Source organism: Sphingobacterium lumbrici (genome assembly GCF_006476045.1).
GTDB classification, from domain to species: domain Bacteria; phylum Bacteroidota; class Bacteroidia; order Sphingobacteriales; family Sphingobacteriaceae; genus Sphingobacterium; species Sphingobacterium lumbrici.
Map to the genome: position 1 here is coordinate 524619 of NZ_SRZY01000023.1, position 17988 is coordinate 542606.

At 41.4% G+C, this 17988-nt stretch carries 10 protein-coding genes; all 10 read right to left on the minus strand.

Going from position 1 to position 17988, the window contains the following annotated elements; all coding sequences use genetic code 11:
• Window positions 1-74: 74 nt before the first annotated feature.
• Genes E4F24_RS07670 through E4F24_RS07715 form a run of 10 tightly spaced genes read right to left on the minus strand, consistent with a single transcriptional unit; the run spans window position 75 to window position 17328 of the window.
• Window positions 75-2051 carry a M60 family metallopeptidase gene (locus E4F24_RS07670; protein ID WP_140938094.1) on the minus strand — a complete coding sequence of 659 codons (1977 nt, stop codon included), beginning with the start codon at window positions 2049-2051 and terminating at the stop codon, window positions 75-77.
• 13 nt (window positions 2052-2064) lie between these two features.
• Window positions 2065-3843 carry a DUF4983 domain-containing protein gene (locus E4F24_RS07675; RefSeq protein WP_140938095.1) on the minus strand — a complete coding sequence of 593 codons (1779 nt, stop codon included), beginning with the start codon at window positions 3841-3843 and terminating at the stop codon, window positions 2065-2067.
• 21 nt (window positions 3844-3864) lie between these two features.
• Window positions 3865-5538 (minus strand): DUF5008 domain-containing protein, encoded by a 1674-nt coding sequence (locus tag E4F24_RS07680; RefSeq protein WP_140938096.1) that lies wholly within the window; start codon window positions 5536-5538, stop codon window positions 3865-3867.
• Between the two features lie 35 nt (window positions 5539-5573).
• Window positions 5574-6284 (minus strand): fasciclin domain-containing protein, encoded by a 711-nt coding sequence (locus tag E4F24_RS07685; RefSeq protein ID WP_181182406.1) that lies wholly within the window; start codon window positions 6282-6284, stop codon window positions 5574-5576.
• Window positions 6285-6289: 5 nt separating this feature from the next.
• Window positions 6290-7807 carry a RagB/SusD family nutrient uptake outer membrane protein gene (locus E4F24_RS07690; RefSeq protein ID WP_181182407.1) on the minus strand — a complete coding sequence of 506 codons (1518 nt, stop codon included), beginning with the start codon at window positions 7805-7807 and terminating at the stop codon, window positions 6290-6292.
• Between the two features lie 17 nt (window positions 7808-7824).
• A complete protein-coding gene (locus E4F24_RS07695) occupies window positions 7825-10980 on the minus strand; it encodes a SusC/RagA family TonB-linked outer membrane protein (protein WP_140938099.1) in 3156 nt (1051 codons plus the stop codon).
• Window positions 10981-11016: 36 nt separating this feature from the next.
• The gene (locus E4F24_RS07700; RefSeq protein ID WP_235891174.1) at window positions 11017-12039 is read right to left on the minus strand and encodes a DUF5007 domain-containing protein; all 1023 of its coding nucleotides are present in this window, start codon (window positions 12037-12039) and stop codon (window positions 11017-11019) included.
• Window positions 12040-12048: 9 nt separating this feature from the next.
• The gene (locus E4F24_RS07705) at window positions 12049-12729 is read right to left on the minus strand and encodes a hypothetical protein (RefSeq protein WP_140938101.1); all 681 of its coding nucleotides are present in this window, start codon (window positions 12727-12729) and stop codon (window positions 12049-12051) included.
• 20 nt (window positions 12730-12749) lie between these two features.
• On the minus strand, window positions 12750-14348 hold the full coding sequence (locus E4F24_RS07710; RefSeq protein ID WP_181182408.1) for a RagB/SusD family nutrient uptake outer membrane protein: 1599 nt from the start codon (window positions 14346-14348) through the stop codon (window positions 12750-12752).
• Window positions 14349-14367: 19 nt separating this feature from the next.
• Window positions 14368-17328 (minus strand): TonB-dependent receptor plug domain-containing protein, encoded by a 2961-nt coding sequence (locus tag E4F24_RS07715; protein WP_140938103.1) that lies wholly within the window; start codon window positions 17326-17328, stop codon window positions 14368-14370.
• Window positions 17329-17988: the final 660 nt, after the last annotated feature.

Here is a 17988-nt window from a genome sequence, read left to right on the forward strand (position 1 = left end):
AAATGCATATTCATTTATATCAGTTTTTACAATTACATCTCGATTTTGAATCCAAAAATCTTAATAGTCATCGCCTATGGTTTAATTAAATTCATTTCTCCAAACACCACGTACGGGTTAGTCGAGTAGCCATTTTTCACCACTACTTTGAAATATTTTGCGCTAACATTACCGTCAGGGAAGATATATTCAAATCGATCGGCATTATTTGGAAGTGTAGACGTTCCAATGAGTGTGAATGTATCGTTGCTATCGTCGTTGTCATTAGTATAGTCATTACTATAGTAAATTTCAATATCTTTTCCATCCCCTGCTCTATTATTATTAGTGCCAATAACCGGTCTCGCATTGAAAAACATCCCTTTAATCGGGATAGGCAATTTAGAGCCTGTCGAAAGTACAAACGTGAAAGGATAAGACTCAGTCGGTCCAATATTACTATATTTAGAATGATAGAAAGTAGTAGGATTGTTATCAACCATATTCGCAAATGATCCCTCTTGAGCCGGACAAGAAACATATACCATACTCGTTGTATACACAATATTAGCTGTACCTCCGGTTTTAGTCAGTGGATTATATGTCCAGATCTGTTTGGTCAATAGCGGCCACTTCTCAAACACCCGATCACTTACCGCGGGGCTATATTGAATTCCCCAAGCATCAAAAAATGGAGAAAGATCCGTTTGTGTATAGTCTGAGAGCTTCTCATAAACCCAATTCTGCTTTGTAATATCGCTAGGATTTAACCGCTCGGCATGGCGTGCCTCTTTATAGAGGTGTGTCATCGCTTCGTAACCATAAAGCTCAAAAATCTGTATAAACGGGGTCATACGTTTAAAAGGATCACTCATCGCAGCATCAGCATTAAAATTCTTGGCCGTTCCGGCCGCACTTGCATAGGCAATTGCTTCCGGAAATCCTCTGTTTACTGCCGAGTGAAGATCCCTATAATCAGCTCCAATACGGTTTGCTACCTTAAAATTAAATAAGTTGTTCGTTGTTTCACCTAGGGTACTCCAGCTCCACACACTTCCCTGCTGACAATTATGTCCGAATTCATGATATGAACCCCACATGCCTCTACTCGTTGATATCGCATTCAAGCTGGTCATCCCTTTAAACCATTCCGTATCGTTTAAACCCACAAAAGGAAATCCACTATGTCCATATCCCAAAGATAACTGGATATCCAAAACCCCTCTCCAAGCACCTTGCGGACTCCTGTCCCGCTCATCTTCCGCATCATCAGACAATCCCATCCAACCATTGAAATCCAAATCAAAAACATCATTCCACCTGGTCAGTACCGCTGTAGGATTTGTAAAAGGCTCTGCTGAGGTGAAGGTATTTATCACCCGATCTCTTGGGATCAGAAAAACCACTCTTTTGGTCCGCAATTCTAACCATGGCACATGCGAAGCCTTTACCTTCGCCACCCAGTCGGCATCATTCGTTTCACCTAAAATAAAATCCGGAGAAACACACGCATTTGTGATGGTAAATTCTACAGGTGTGGTATATGCTCTGTTTGCACGAATATAAATCGTTCCACCATACAAGTTGCGCACATAGTTAGTACCTGCGTACAAGCGCTGGCGCATATAGATCACGGGGTCCCGAAGCAACGGATATTTACCTCCTAAGTTATCGGTATGTCCTCCAATTTGAACCGTCAAGCCTTCAATACCTGCTGGTACATCGATCTTAATCAACTCGCCCGGGGCAGCATAGTAGCCTGTACTGTACTGCGGTTCAGGGGCTACGGAAATACGCAAATTCTGAGCAGTCTGATTCGTAAAATTTAAATCCAATGTAAATTTCGCATTTTGTACCCGAGGTTCAGTCTGGTCAACCAGACCAGGGAAAACCCGAGCCTTTCCATACATCGATTTGTCGATGAATCTCAGGTTGGAGTCAATTTCCCCTTCCTGAATATTTCCCGAATCATCCGGATACCCATCCGGAATATTATATCCATATTTCTCGCACGATGTTACTCCAAGTAACAAGGTGCAGATTATTAAGGTCGTAAAACGATAAAGTTTCATAATTTAATATCTTTTATTCTTTAGGTAAGCTAACAGTGGGATTATAAAATTTACCCATCAATCCCCATTCTTTTGGTACAGAAATATTCATCCAATTGTAAATCATAACAGGAATATCCACACCATTGGGCACCACGAGAAATGCAGCCGGGGATATTTCAGGTGAAATATTTGGTGTCAAATCGCTAAACGTCGCAAATTGTATTGCCGGACTAAATGTAAAATGCTTCTCGTTTCCGGAATGATCATACATTTTATTTCCCGAAGTCTCATTTGCCGGCCACCAACCAAGTGCATTGCCAAAATACGGATTTGTAGGACCGAATTCTCTACGCATATAAAGCCCCATATCAGCCGGAGACAATGCTACATTCAAAATAACCAGATCCTTAAACAAAAGATTTGCTTGCTTGTTCTGACGCATCCCTAATCTCAAAGGGATATCATTATCCGCTCTGGCATCTGCCGGCAGATTAAACGGGTTCGACGAAGCACCCGAACTAGTAACAGTACCCAATACACCGTCAACATATAAAGCACATTTCCGAGTTGCTCCATCCATATATATCACCATACCCAGAGTATGCCACTTTCCATCTTTTTGGCTAAGGAAGTTTTGAGGACGAGGGCTAGAACTCCAGTCAAATTGGGCTCCACCGTTACCACCATGAAGGAAGCCCCATCCTCCTTGCGCCGTAGCACTACTAACGTCATTCCTCTTTCCCATATACATCGGCCAACCTTGATTCCCCATATTAGTATTATCATCCCGCATTTTAAACATCACCGTAAATTCACCGGAGGTACCAAAGTTCCCTAGCAACGGATCATCACAGGTAGCCATACCATTAGTAACACCGTATGTACCCGTACCAGTGGAGATGAATCTCGGAGCTGTGCCTGTATAGGGTAGACCATCTATAGCTGGCTTTCTATATTCCATAGTGCCAAATTTTGGATTATAAAAGGTTACAAAAATATTTCTGGAAGGGTCATCATAAATATTAGACCCAACAGCTCCTCCGGAAGGCCCGCCTCCTTTACTTGAGGCCACTATAACCAACCAATTTTCTCCATTAAAGGTCTTTCTGGCCCGCAGGGCTGTCAAAATTTCGCCAATATAGCCATCTATCGTCGTAATCGCTGTAGTGTAAGCCACATTCGATGCCGAATAATCATTTGCTGCTGCCAATTCTGCACCGCTAAATTGAGCCACAAGCAACGAAGGATCTTCGTTGGATAACTCATTTACTACGGCATTCTTTACCCCCAAATCGTCACTTAGCGTCTGCTTCGCACTCGCATCCGTAGCCAGCTTATCCGCAAAAGCCGGAGAGGTTGTAATAGCAACCGTTCTGGCCTTGGTAAGCTCTTTCTTTAACCGCGTAAACAAGGTAGGTGTTTCGGCATTGTCGAAACCTGCAAAATCTTCAGTAACAACATGGCTTTTCGTATAATCAACCCCTGTCAACATGGTCGTCCATGCTCCAGCCTGCGTTAAAGCGTTCCAATGATTATCGGTAAGACCATCATACGTATATATTGCCTTGCCCGTCATCTCTGTCAGATTGGCCGGGGCTACACTCTGTACAACCGACCCTTTAACGCCATCCAAGATAATGTATAGCACTCTTTTAGAACCATCTCCCACACCCAGGGTGTCATTTTTGAAAGATTCAGGCAATACATTTATAAACTCCTGATTACAGCTTGTGTTCATCAGCGTGAGCATGAAACACACTAAAAAGCTGAATCCTCCTATCCCAAAAATTCTTTTTCTATTCTTCATCATAATCGATAATTTAAGCCATTATTAATTTGCAATAACTAAGCGAAGGACGTTCCTTGGCAACATTGCATTAAACCTATAGATATCACCCACCAACACCACTCTTGATCCTCCTGTTACAGGTGTTTCGATCATATCATACACGCGGCCTTCAAAGCCTCCTGTATTATTATATCCTACCGCCAACTCGCCGTTCGGTTCTAAAATCATAAAACCCTGCCTTAGGTAATCACCATACTTATTGAATGCACCTGCCACAATAATCTTGCCGTTATTGAGCTGGCCCGCAAACGTAACAGAGCCTCCGCTGATCTCCTCACCCAGAAAGGTACTCACGTTAGATCCATCGCTATTTAACAGCGCTACGCCCGATGAGACCTTGCCGTTGAAAGTCTTGAACAATCCACTGACAACGAACTTATTCGTCGTAGCATTAAAGCGTACAGACATAATATCGCCGTCTGCTCCTGTTCCTACATTAAACGTAGGATCTACTGAACCGTCTAAATTAAGTCGTACAATCCTGTTTGCCGATACGCCATTAAAACTGGTAAAGTTTCCAACCAAAATAAGCTTGCCATCCGATTGCATAACCGCATCGGTAATTCCACCATTGCCGGCGACTGCACTTTGTTTCGTTGCCTCATTATAATGAAAGGTGTGGTCGATTGCACCATCCATATCCACCCGCACCATCTGGAGCATACGCGTTACATCGTACACTTTCTCATCATAGGTAGAGTTCGGGTAATAAATCCGCTTGTAATGCTGAAAATTACCAATGATATAGATCTTCTCGCCGAAAATAAATGTTTTACGCACTACACCATCTACCCCACCATTAAATGCCGGTATCGTATCCTTATCTTTCCATACTTCCTCCGGTTTAGGATTTACAATATCCGCTGTCACTATCGTATCCAAACTACCATTTAAAAGTAATCTTGTAATATTGCTTATGGTCTGCCGATTCGGATTTTTTGAGTTAAATGCAGAAAAACTACCTGCAATAATATACTTCCCATTTTGCTCACCCACATTTATTCTATTAATGGAATAAATCGTATTCGATCCGCCTACAACACCTTGTCCGAAATTAATGTCGTTTGTAATATAGCCTCCATCCGGATCCAATTGTGCAATCCCGCCATTAGGTAAAGCTTCGGTTCCACGGAGTTCAAAATTATTAAAAGCACCAACTACCCAAAATCTTCCGGAAGGCAATTGTTCAACATCAAACACCGTCGAAGCTCCACCTGCCGAAAGTCTTCCGGCACCATTTACAATTTTAAACGTACCATCGACAGATACCTTTCCACCTATCTTGACAATAGGTCCGAAAAATGTCTGTCCCTCTGCCGATATCCAGACACTACCTGTACTTGCTGTCAACGGCACTTCAAATTGGACAGTACTATCCGAATAATTTAGCACTTGGGCCTCAATCTCATTAACATACAATTTGAAATTGTCCTTGTATTTCATTAACCCCTTCACTTGAAGGTTTAATATTGCCCCTGCTGCCACGATATCCGGATCCGTCGACTTCGAGATAAAGGTAATATCTAATACCTGCTTACCCCCTGCATAAGGATCTTCGGCCAACGTTGTATTTTTTACACAGGAACCTATTAGCACCGTGAGAAACCCCAGTCCTGCAAGCAAAAAGCGCATTTTATATTTTATATTTGTCATCATTGATCAGTTCATTTAAATAAAGATAATAAATTTACTTATGGGGTGGCAGGCGAAATTCCAGCTGAAATTGCCTGATCAATAAAAGCATTCGTTCGAAACCCATACGTATGCTTGGTTCTGTTCAATACGTGTATGACTCCATTTTTTGGTTGGATATCCGATGTCGCTACCGGGATATTGGTTAAGGACACCTGCGGATTAGATAAATCCGGGATATAAGCGATATATAATTGTCTATATCCGGCATAAGTTACTCCTCCCGCATCGTTGAATATAACGCCTATATTCATGATATCCCCACCGTAGCTTGTATAATTCTGTCCCGGATAAGCCACATACGACAACGTATCCCTTTGTGGATAATCTTTCAACAGATTTGTACCTCTAAATATATACTGTGACAGGGTATTTCTCCAAACTTCGGATTTGATCTGATCCAATCTAGATACCGTATCCTTTCCATTAAACCTCAAATGACGATTTAAATTTTGTATCACGTTATGCACGGTACCTCCCGGGGGCGCAAAAAATGTCACATTTTCATTTTGAAAGACATCCGTCATTCCCGCCAGCTCAATTACCATCAACGTACTATCGAAAAAAGGTTTCTTTTCTTTCATATAGTCCAAAATTGTTCCGTTGTATTTCGGATCGTGTACACCGCCATCAAAATAGTACTTTGTACAACTTAAAGATACTGCAGTGATGGAAACTACCATCAATAATATTCTTATTTGTATTTTCATAATCATCAATTCCAATAGTTATTGCCTGTTAAATTAGGATTCGCATTTTGTTCTGCAGTCGTAATGATCAACGGCCATCTCCACGCGCCACTGTTAAAACTTGAACCACTCATTACAGCCTTGCTAAATTCCGTATTTACCACCCGTTTGGTCCGTACAAGATCAAAATAGAAATGCCCTTCCCCAATCAACTCACGGCATCTTTCTCTATAAATATCATCTTTCAACGTTGCACCGTTGGATATAATCATCGGCGCGCCTGCTGCCCCCCGTACCCGATTGAGGTATTCTTTTGCGGTTACATCATCTTCCAATTCAGCAGCAGCCTCAGCAGCTAAAAGCACGACATCCGACATTCTAAGCAGAATCGCACTATCATCGTTATTCATGACAACACTCGTCCCTGTTCCGCTAGAATACACATTAATGAATTTCTTAAACTGAAAAGAGGCATTATCCGAGTTATAATTTTCAAACCATATTGCTTTGCGATCATCTGCTATCGCCGGTGGATACAATTTTTCGATATAGTCCCTTTCGTAGGTCATGTGGCTACCTGTCTTTGTCGAAGCACCGCGGTATGGATAGCGCGAAAAGAAGAAGGAATAATTTGAAAACTGCGCAAAAGTCTCTCCGTAATTATAGTCTTGCAAGATTCCAAACAGGTTTTCAGCCGTTCTCCCTTTAAAGATCAGCTTGGTGTTCGCTGCTGTCTTCCGCAACACGCTGTAATCGGTATAGGTATCCAACTCATCTGCCAGATCCAATACGGCCTGATAGTACGGTTTTTTGTCTCCCGTATCCCAAGTTGCAGCCCACATATTCAAATGCATGAGCAACGCTACCGCACTCGCTCTTGTCGGTCTCACCCCAAGCAAAGAGGATTCACTATACTTTATCGGCAGATTGTCCTTTGCAGCCAACATGTCCGCTATACAGTTGTTCAGCACTTCCACCTGCGGTGTTCTCGCCAAGGCTTTATTATGATATGCCTCGGTATAATAGATCGCGTCGCCGTACAGTTTACAGATGAACATATAGCTCAGATTTCGCGTAAATACGGCTTCCGCTTTATATTGATCTCTTTCCCTTTGAGACATTTCTGCTGCGGGAACATTATCTACTTCATAATACAGGATATTACTTGCCGCAATAACATCATACCATCCTTTCCAGTTCATCACTTCCTTTAATCGGGTATCGTATGTAGTCGTACCACTTATTATCGGATTCATATTATTGGAAATCAGATTATTGATCGGACCATTACCACTGGCATCCAAAGCGGTCGCAATCTTCACCGAATTTCCCCTGATATCCAAAGCCGGAATTAGGATACTATTCCCTACTTTATTCCGCAATTTTGTATAAATACCATTCATATACCCTTCAACGTCCTTTTGGGTCTGCCAAAAATTATTACCAGACAGGGCATCTATGGGAGTTACATTCAGAAACTTATCGCAACTCGACGTTCCGCACACAAGTGCTGTTATCATCAACAGATATTTCAACTTTTTCATCTTCATCACTTTAAAAATTAAAATTCAATGTTTAAGCCCAACGCAAACTGTTTAGGCAATGGATAATTTGACGGATAGTCCCGACCTAGTGCCGTTACATTTTCGGGATTAGGCCCTGAATATTTCGTAATATATCCCAAGTTAAAAGCTGTAAAGTTAACACTCACCCTGTTCATACCATACCTTTGGGTCAAACTTTGATTAAAGTTATAATATACTTTGACGGCATTTAGTTTGAAATATGACCCGTCTTCCTGAAACAACGTTTGATTGTATCTAAACGGATTCAAGAGTGATGCTCGTTGAAAATCAAACGGATTACCGTACACCGAGACATCTCCGGCTTGTGTCCAATAATCAAACTCCGATGGAGGTACCATAGCGCCCATAGATCCCGGCGATCCAAAACTACCCAACTGTGACGCCATAAAATTATTCAAAATATCACGCTTTAACGTAAATGAGGTATTCACTTCCAAGCTCCAATTTTTATATTGCAACAGGGAGAAAAACCCTCCCGTTATTTGGGGTTGCGAATTTCCGGCAATTACGCGGTCGTATTCGTTGAGCACATAGTTACCATCCAGATCCGTAAAAATAGGATCCCCTGCTCTAAAATAATTCAATAGTCCGTTGTTACCCACCCGATAAGGTAAACCTGTAACCGGATCTACCGGCACATCAGCATTCGTGCTATATACCCCTTTCGTATTGTATAAGTAATTGGACAACGAATTGATCCCTAAGCGGTAGTAAATATCCTGACCATACGTCGGATCAGAATAAATCATCTCACGTAATCCATCTGGAAGTGCGGCCAATACCTCTCTATTGATTGCAAAAGAGCCGGTAAGCGTCCATTTGAATGGGCTATTCGTATTCAAAGGACGGGCGGTAGCTTGAAACTCCCATCCGTAGTTGACATTGCTGATTTCGGTCGACCCGATGCTTCCAAATGAGTTCGATGTTGACAATCTCTTATCACGGAATATATTGTCATTCTGCTTGTAATAGCTATCCATCGTGAAGGTAAATTTGTTTTTCAAAATTGAAAAATCAAACCCGACATTGTAGGTAGTTGCCTGAGTCGGCTCCAACTTCAGATTGGGGACGAAGCCCAGATCATTGATGACCGTACTACTGTTGTTGTACTGGCTACCACCAAAATATTTACCATAAGCCTGATAGATATTACCATTCGGTGTAATATTAGATCCATAACTCAACCGAATATCACCAAAGTCTAACCAACTCACATTGTCCATAAAGGCTTCGCGGTCAAAGTTCCATTTAGCCGAAATAGAGGGGTTGGTCTTGTAACCTGCATCTGGCCCATTAGTTGAAAGACCATCTAAACGGTAGTTAAAATCCAGGACATATTTTTGCTTATAGTTATACGAGAACTGTCCCGCAAAAGCCACTTGCCGCGTATCCGTATACCTGGTGGTACCTCCTTTAGAACTTAAATAACTGGTCTGTTTGGTCAACGGACCACGTAATTGGTCATTCACTACCCGATCACTCAACACTGCGTCTGACTTAAAGAAAGACGATCTCAATTCCGAAAATCCAAACAAGTTGAATGTATGCGCATCTTCACCCTTTTCTTTAAGCGAGAATACATATTGTACCTGAGTCCGGTTATAGAGCGTATTCGATCGGTCATTGTAGGCATAGTACAGAGCCTGATTATTATTCAGTGCGGCTGGCGAGAAGTTATCCTTTGTACCCGTTGTACCATTATAATTCAGATAAGTAGATGCCTTGAAGTTCTTAAAAAGATCATAGTGTAAGTTGACGTTTGCTGCAGTCGTGAGTACTTTATTGTCATCATCTGTCGTTAACGCCCCCAATACGGAATTAACGGAAGAATAAAGCGAAGGTGCCGGCAGCAAAGAAGAAGCCTGTGCACTATTTGCAACACCCGAATTCAACAAACCATTTCCACTGCCCATACGTTGACGCTGTACGGAATTATTCAATTGAGACTCCAACCTAAATCTATCTGTAGGGTTATAAATCATATTCATGTTGAGATTGTAACGTGAATATCCTGTATTCTCTTGAATACCATTTTCGTCATAGAACCCTAAGTTCGCTTTATAATTAAACCTCACATCTCCTCCGGATATGCTAAGGTTATGATTTTGATTATAGGTTGGCTTATAGAAATAGGATTGCCAATTGGTTGAGTTGTTGTAGTACGCATTCAAACTATCCGACAAAAATGGTGTATTATTTATCATGTCGATAGCGTGGTTTCTGGAGGTATCGAACGCCAAAATTTGTTGTATTATCAACATCCGCTCGTCTCTACCGCCGATCACTGACCGAAGCTTAGGCACCATGGACAAAAACGTAGACCCATTATACCTAACTACCGGTATTCTGGAATTACCTCTTTTGGTTGTAATCAAGATTACACCATAAGCACCTCTTGATCCATACAGTGCCGTGGCTGCGGCATCCTTGAGTACAGAGATTTCTTCGATATCTTCCGGTGGAATCTGTGATGCCGGAGAGACTCCGGGACCAGCTTGCTGGAAGCCATAAGAAAACTCCGTATTGTCATCAATAGGTACCCCATCGATCACATACAACGGTGAGGTCGGTGTCAGGAACGACTCATTTCCCGAGCCCGATACATTGATATTTGAAATACCACGAATCGTTACCGAACCCCTAAAACCGGGAGCTCCTGTATTATTTTGGATATTCAAACCCGCAACCCTACCTTGCAACAGGGAGATTACATCACCTGCAGGTTGCCCTTGCAGGTCTTTACCTGATACCGTCGTTATCGCACCTGTACTAAGCGCTTTGGCCTTGGTTTGATAACCGGCGGTTACAGTTACCGCGTCTATGTTGGCAAAACTTTCAGTAAGGCTTACACTGATCTCGGTTCTGTTATTAACGTTTAACGATACAGGATCGTATCCTAATAACTTAAAGGACAGGGTCGCATTACCTGGCACTGTTATCGTGAACTTACCGAATCGATCGGTGCTTCCGATAACTTTATCGTTCATACTAATGCTTACACCAGATACTGTTTCTTTGTTAGCGGTAGATCCATCAACTACAGTTCCCGTGACTTTAATAAGCTGCTGTGCCAGCGCATCATTGTGCATGCAACAAACCAATAGTACTAATATGGTATATATATACTTCATTGGAAATAGTGTTTTAATTATGTTATAACTGGTTCATTAATCATTATCAAACTTTGGCTTATCTCGCTTAAACCAAAATGTCAGCTCCCAATCTCCTTTTTCATATATATTGAAGTTAAATGCCAGATAACATTGTTGGAGCACATTGCCAAAAGCCTGTCGGTTAAACTTAAACACGACACGTGCCTGCTGCCCGGAAACCGTTGTATATCTAGTAGGATATCCACTCAAAGGTATTGGATAGGCTACGTCAAACCTCACTTTCTCCTGATCCTTGACCATGTTAAAACCATGGACCAGATTTTCCCAATCGGTCTCCGCAAACTTATTCGGATCGATAGGGTTGGATAGGGTATCGATAAATTTAAACGTAATACTGTTGCCATTTCCGGTCTTTTTAAAGAGGACCTGTACATCATCCCGCGTATTCAGCGGCTGTCCCCGCTCTCCTATGATATTTACACCAGTAGGATTTACTGAAATAGCAGTACCCTGGCCTGTTATCGGATCGAGGTTGGACGGCTCGTAAGGTCTTTCACGAAGCGGCATCAACCGCATATTCTGAAAATACCTACGGCCACCTGAATTCGACATTTCAACGTCAAATACATATCCAGAATCCGGCTGGGCTTTAATCATATTTGAATTTGCGGCAGCCCACATAAACAAATCACCGGAATGCGGCCGTATTTCGAAAAGTGGGTGATACTCAATCGTACGCTTCGCCTCAATTTCTGCAATGGATTTCTCGGTTCCATTGTAGACACCCTTCCACACCAAAACGGGATAATTTAGTGTCAACTCGGGAGCAGGCTCTCCCGTAAAAGTACGCATATTCAGAATCTTAAAATCGAGTGGTCGACTTGAGTTTCCGTATTGGAAAATATTAGAAAATAGCGTACTTCTGCCTAGTACCGGTTCGAATACCGTACGTGTATATTTAGAATCATTTGCAATAGACAGCCTCGCATCAGGTAGGTTTTTCTTACAGGATGACAAACCAATGCAGACTATGACAAATGCCAAATAAAATTTCAATATATATCTATAATTTTTCATCGTTTCCATTTAATCGTTCAACCTTAGGGTAAATTCATCAAATCCAAAATTATGGATAGGAGTAAGGATGTTTATCGTCGCATTGTTGGTTTTGATATTCACCGTATTGGCGATCGTTGTAACCCAATCCTGCGTAAAGACCGAACCGTATGGGTTACTGAAATTCAAGGAACTCGCGCCACCTGAAACAAATCCGGAAGAACTCAACTTTACATATTTCACATGCATGGGGTATTCATAAATGATACTTGTTAACAATATACCATCCCTTTCATTGATATATGCCTCCGTATCTCTGTTCCCTCTAATGATATATTTACAGATCAGTTGCTCCAACAAAAATCCGTTTGCATCGTTCAGATATATTGGTTCCTTTCCTTGATTACTTCTTGTAATATTCAGGTACTTAACAGCTGCTTCAAAGTTCTTATTTACCGGGGCAAATAGAGTCACCTGCGCGTTTTGCAGCGTATCTGCCAAATCGGGATATCTCTCCAAAACAAGCAACAACGAATCAAACGTACCCGCAGGCTGTGCTTTAAGATAGTCCAATGCTGATCCATTATAGGATTGGACCGTATTCTCGTAATCATAATAGGGTGAATCACTCTTACTGCATGAGCCTAAGCCTAAGCAGGAGATGGTTCCAACCAAGAATACAATATATTTAATATGTTTAAAACTATTCATTTCTATAGAATTTAGGTTAACTATTGCCAATACGGATTTTGCCTGATTGCTGGGTTAGCACTGATTACATCTTGCGACACAGGCCAATATACACCACCCGCTTGCTCAAACTCCCTGAAGGTCATCTCCTGATCATTTTTAACTGCAAACACCTCGTCAGATTTCTTAATCCTGTTGTACCTAACTATGTCATACCATCTCCAGCCCTCACCCATTAGCTCCTTTCTTCTTTCGTCAAAAATAGCCTTTACCAAATCCGGTGAATTTGCCAGGGAATAATTAATACCTCGTTTAGCACAAGCCGTATTCAACGTGATTATTGCCTCATCTGTATCCCCCAACACCGCCAATGCTTCAGCTCGCAATAGTGTAATTTCCTCCAGCCTGCTAAATACCATAGTTGACGCAAATAGCGTTATATCACCCGATGTATTGGACGGATAAATTACTTTTACCTTATTGAAAATTGGTCTTTCAGATTCAAATCCGTAGAAATAGTTCGTACGGTATCTATTGGTCGCCAAGTCTCTACTAAATCGCAAATCATTCGGGTCTGTAAAAATCTTAATAATACTATCCTTTGACACAAACATCTCCGGAACCGCCTTCGGAATAAACGGACTTGCTAAGATCAATTGCTCAATATGTCCATTGGCTGTAGCCAATCCATTTCCGGCTTCAAAAGGAAAACCAACCATCACCGTTGCTCTTTTAAACGCAAAGGGGCTATAGTTATTCTGGTTTTCGGTCAACGCATTCATATCAATATAGTCCAGGGGATTAGCGCCGTCCACAAAATATTGTGTAGATCGATTATCCAGCACAAACTTCGAGTAGATTGCAGCATCAACATAGTTACCCTGCCAAGCCGCGATATGGGCCAAAATGATATAAGCCGATAACCTGGTGAATACATTCCCGTTCCAAGATGGCCAGTTCTCTCCATAATATAAGCCCGGCATGATAGGATCCGTTCCTCCATATCTAAAAGGAACTACCTTAGCGGCCTCCAATATTTCACTGGTACAAAATGCCAGCACCCTTTCCTGTGATGTACGAGGTGATTGGATAAAATCACCATCATGCGAAGACGTTAGTAATGGCACATCTCCCCATATTCTAGTCATATAGAAATAGGCAAATGCGCGCAATATTCTCGCCTGAGCTATATCTACATCGTTATTCAATTGGGTATAGCGCGGATCATGTGCCAATATCTCCGAGGATCTTTCGATAAAAAGACTGGCAGCATTAATACCCGCATAAAACCTTCTCCAGTTCGTTATCCTGTTAATAACAGGGTAAGACGCATTCAACTGACCATTTACGATGGCTTTCATATCCGCCCGATTCGTAATGGTAAAATCTCCTTGCCTCAAATCGCCCATCAACCAGTGACTGTTATCGGCAACTGTTGCCGAACGCAACAAGCCATATACCGACATCAGATTAGCCTTGCCATCTTCCAATGTCTTCCAGTTGGTCTCTTCCGTAGCGAGTCGCTGCGAAAAAACATCATCTATCTTATTACAAGCGGTATTTCCCAGCGTTGCCAGGAATAAGCACACTCCAACAGAGATTCTGAAAATACCGTAACTATTATATCTCTTACAATTCATAATATTGCTAATAATCATTTTATAGATCTAATTTAAAGCCTAACACAAAGGTTCTGGGGATTGTCAGATTGGCACCATCGTAGTAGCCATTGTAATTTACAAGCTCTGGATCCACACCCGAAAACTTAGTAAGCGTCAACAGATTTGTTGCTGTTGCGTACAAGTACACCCTTCTAAAACGAGCTCCTGACGACTTACTGAACAGAGACGTATTCGTAAAGTCATACCCCAAAGTAAGTGATCTCAACTTTACGTAAGATCCGTCTTCCAAAAACAAGTCCTGATCTACACGATACGCATTTACATCACTCCATGGATTGTAGATGGGGTACACTCTTTCATTATCAAATTTCTGCCATGAAGACACCTCTTTTACCGAGTTAATATCGTTTCCGGCTTCCCTGTTAATGAATCCGTACCTCGTCGCTTCATACTGATTCAATATCTTATGTCCGGCTGCAAAGATAAAATTGAAATTGACATCGAATTTCTTGTAGCTCAATGTATTATTCCATCCTCCCACTATCTTTGGTAACCTATCTCCGGTAAAGATTTTGTCGTTATTGTCGATACGGTTATCGTCATTAAGATCCTTCCATTCAGGGTCACCGGCACTCATCGGGATACCATTAAAAGTCCTGCCCGAGGGTACACTGGCCTCCGTATTGTAAATACCTACATTATTATACAACCAATAACTGCCTACAGACTTGCCTACCTGCAATTTATTGTCTCCAATAATCAGTTCGCTTAGACCATCAGGAAGAGCAGCCACTTCATTTTTATTATATCCTACATTCAATCCGGTATTCCAGCTAAAACCTCCTTGGTTATTTACAACCAATCCGTTGATCATAAATTCGGCTCCTTTGTTGTTTACCTCCATTCCGGATTTATAATTCACGGAATAACCTGTCTCTTGTGGTACCGATACACCAACCAACTGGTTCTTATCATTACGATTGTAAACAGATAACGCGACATTGATTCGGTTGTTCGCCAATGCTCCATCCAACGTTAAATCCATTCTTTCTGCATAAGGCAGTTTGATCCCGTAACCAATAAACCCACTCTCGTAAGGTCTATTGATCCCCAATACCGGCCCGTAACCCGGAATTGTAGGTTCTTCAAACCAGCCACTTTCTGATCTGTATTGTGGTCCTGCGGCATAACGATCATCCATATAGACGCGGACATTTCTTCCCCAGCCTCCGCTGATACTTAATTGATTAAGAAAATCGGAGTCTTTGACGATGTTGTACTTAACATTAAATGCAGGCGAAGTTACCCACCGGCTATCCGGCTGCCCGTTAGAGGCTCCGTCTCTTCTAATCAAGGCGCTCACGCTTAAAACGTCCTTATACCGATACTTACCCGATGCATATAAAGAAAACAAATTATTAACTTCCTTATCTAAATAGCGGAAAACATAAAATCCACCGGCCGCAAGCGTATTCAAATAGCTTGACAAGGAAGCATTACCTTCCACTAAATTCAATTTCACGTCATCATTCGGTCCTCTATAAGCCCGTGCATAGTTATACTTATACGTGTCTCCCTGATACACTTGACCAAGTTCCAGGTCAATTACATTATTCGGATTCAATTGAAGACCATACGATATGGTATTGCTTTGGATCAGTCGCTGGTTATACCCGAAGTAGGTAGAAACATAACTTACCCCATCCATTAGAGTCGAGGGTGTAAAATAGTCTCGAATACCCTCATTGTAATCGAAAATCAAGCTCGATGTAATCACTAGCTTATTGAGCTTTGCACTAAGGGACACGTTACCGTTGAGGGCAGTTGTTGTATTTTTATCTACATTTTTATTGTTTTCCGACAAAAATGTACCATAAATGTCAGCATTAGGAGATAACGGACTAGATAAATCCGGTATATATCTCGCTTCGGCAAATCGATCCCTTAAACTCCGATTGCGTGTTCTGTCCATTTTCACCGCATTCACATTACTTGACACTGTCAACCATTGGAATGGAGCCATATTGATACCGAAGAATATGTTATACCGATTGAGGTTTGTCTCATCAGCATTTCCTGCATTCTTTGTACCCGAGCCAAAAAACCGGAAGTTAGCCCTGTCATTCCCTCCGGTAATTCCCAAATCAGCTCCGAATGTTGGTGTATTCTGATAATAAAGATCATTCCAATTGGATGGACCAAAATATGCCGTATTGGTAGAATCCCGAAGATAAGGGGCGTAAGAGTCATACTGCTCCTGGGTCGCATACTTCTGATAAAAAGGTCTCCTAAACTCATTCTCATACACCCCATTGACCGTATGAACTTTAGGAACAGTAGCATAACCGAAATATGAATTAAGGCTTATATCCTGTTTACCCCCCCTTGCATTCTTTGTCGTGATATAAATCGCACCGTTAACAGCGTTGGGTCCCAGTTTTGCTAACTCATAAGGATCCTTAATCACAACAATAGACTGAATATTGCTGACGTCAATTTGGGTTAGTAAATTCGTCGCCGGCCCAATGCGGTTGTAATCATACTTCTGCACATCAAAGGCAAAAGGATTATCCTGCACCAGAGGTACTCCATTCAGATATACCGCAGGCTGTAAGGCATAAATATCCTTCTTATTAAACATTACGCCGGATGCACCTTGCAAAATCATACTTTGCTCCGTTCCGGGCTCTCCATTAGGCTCTTGAACATAAAGCCCTGCTACATTCCCTTTTAGCACCTGCTGCAAAGATAGATTGGGCACATTTTTAGCATCCTTGATGTTAATAGTATCCTTCACTGTTTTAAACTTTTGAAGAGACTTTAACATCTGCCCAATAGTATCTGTACTCGCAACAGATTGACTTTTTGCAGTATCCTGCAAAACAGATTGATAATTCGATCTCGAACCCATAGGTGCCAACGTATTGGCATATAATGATCCTGATCCAATCACAGATAATAACAAGGCAAAAGAAAGACTTGTACAATTTTTAATCATTATTTATAATTTAAGTATTAGTTTACAACTTATCATCAAATAGCTTACTACGCCAACAATTCATATAAAAGTTTCCCCTCACTAAGATCTACTCTATTATAACAACTACTCGCAGATGCGATACATAAAGTGATATCCTCGTTATATGATTCCATCAAATCAGGAACTTACCTATTAATACTAGAGATTTTTTCATAATTCATTGGCAAAATTCAAAACTTAGATTTCCAAAACTATCATCCCAAATACACCTAAGATCAATAGTTCCAGATTCATAATCATTAATTAGTATCAATTATAATACATTTTATTGACAAAACAACAATGAAAATAAACGAAACCGTTTGCGCAACCTAACGCAAACGGTTGTTCTGTTTAACATTTCTTAACAAGTTTTACAGCTTGTCACAAAAGCTTAGGTAAAACGTATTACAATTTACAATAAGTCTGCGTTATTATCCGGTTAGTTTCGATGGGAATGTCGTTCAGAGTACGCTTAGGGTCTTAAAACAAGGGTTGACTAAGTAGTAGAGCAGGAGAAGCTGTATTATTATAATAGCAGATAACAAAAAAAAAGAGCCCTTACTGTTTCCAGCAAGGGCTCTGTATAAAAAAAGGCACCGACCTACTCTCCCACCTGTTACGGCAATACCATCGGCT